The sequence below is a fragment of the Candidatus Magnetobacterium casense genome, assembly GCF_019173545.1.
Taxonomy (GTDB): Bacteria; Nitrospirota; Thermodesulfovibrionia; order Thermodesulfovibrionales; family Magnetobacteriaceae; genus Magnetobacterium; species Magnetobacterium cryptolimnobacter.
In genome coordinates this window covers 1-1233 of record NZ_JABXWD010000724.1, presented here as the reverse complement: position 1 = coordinate 1233, position 1233 = coordinate 1, and the positions used below count along the sequence as shown (strand labels likewise).

At 52.6% G+C, this 1233-nt stretch carries 1 protein-coding gene; it reads left to right on the top strand.

Annotation, left to right across the window (positions count from 1 at the left end; all coding sequences use genetic code 11):
- The first annotated feature begins 236 nt into the window (after nt 1-236).
- Nucleotides 237-1154 carry a hypothetical protein gene (locus HWQ67_RS19090; protein ID WP_218254281.1) on the top strand — a complete coding sequence of 306 codons (918 nt, stop codon included), beginning with the start codon at nt 237-239 and terminating at the stop codon, nt 1152-1154.
- Nucleotides 1155-1233 lie beyond the last annotated feature (79 nt).

Here is a 1233-nt window from a genome sequence, read left to right as displayed (position 1 = left end):
GACCTGAATGTGGCACAGTTCCGTGTCACGATCCCGCCATGTGCGGAGAAGGTAGAGAAGGATGGTGATGGGGTGCTGAAGCTATCGCCGTGGCTGTACCCGCCGGTGGATGCGCTCGAAGTGCCCATCATCTATGACCTGGGCGGGTTCAGGTACAGATACTAGACAGAAATGTATAGTAATGTGAACTGGATGTAAGGTTAATCCTTATGTCCAGTTCACGGAAAGGATAAATCATGCTGCCAATATTAGGAGCGCAGATAGAGCAGGAGCTGGGGGATAGGGACAGGTGGTTGGTCCCGAACCGTGTGTACCACATGAATTTCAGGTGGGATGACATCGAGAAGCGGGAAGGGGTGTACACGTTCCCGGCCTGGGCGTTCGACAACATAGCCAGGCTGGATGCGAAGCTGGGAAAGGATAACTACCGCCTGATAATCGGCGTGAAGTGTACGCCTGTCATCTACAGTATCCCTCCCCATGCGCGCAACTCACCGCCTGCACCACAGCACTACGATAAGTTCGCTCACTTCTGTGCGTCGGTGTGTGATGTGTTCAAGCCGTGGGGTATAGAGCTATGGAACGAACCTGAGTTCCCGGCAGGTGGAGATAACCAGGAATACTACGGCGGATTCGGCGCTGACGGTTTCAGATATGGTGATATGGTACGCGTAGTTTATGACTATCTCACACTGAAACAAACGGGTACAAAGGTGATAGCCGGTGCATCATACGGGCTGACTAACAGGGATGGGGCGCTGGTTTTCCTGCGTCTGGCTGTAGAGGCAGGGATGAAGTCCGATTACTGGTCGTGGCACGGGTACATTTGGGATTGGGAGGTGTGGACTAACCTCGATAAGTTCCGCGACCTGCTACGATTCTCCTGGGATGCGCAAGAGATATACAACGTGCCGCAGATATTGAGTGAGTTCGCAGTGATCCGCAAGAATCCGCGAGAGCGCGAGGCGAGCCGGATCAGGCAGGCTGAGTTAATGCAGTATATGATAATACATCGCGAAATTACTAACATTGAGTGCATGTTGTGGTACATGCTGGCTGACAATGGCTGGTATCACTGCTCGATGGTGATGGGGGATACTCAGTATCCGGTATATCAGGTTTGGAGGCAGCCGCAGTGGACAACAACGGTATAAGGGTACGAGCAATCGAGTGCGAGGCCGAGGTGTGGCACGTCAAAACTAATGCGAGTTCATCGTTTGATGTGACGTTTCA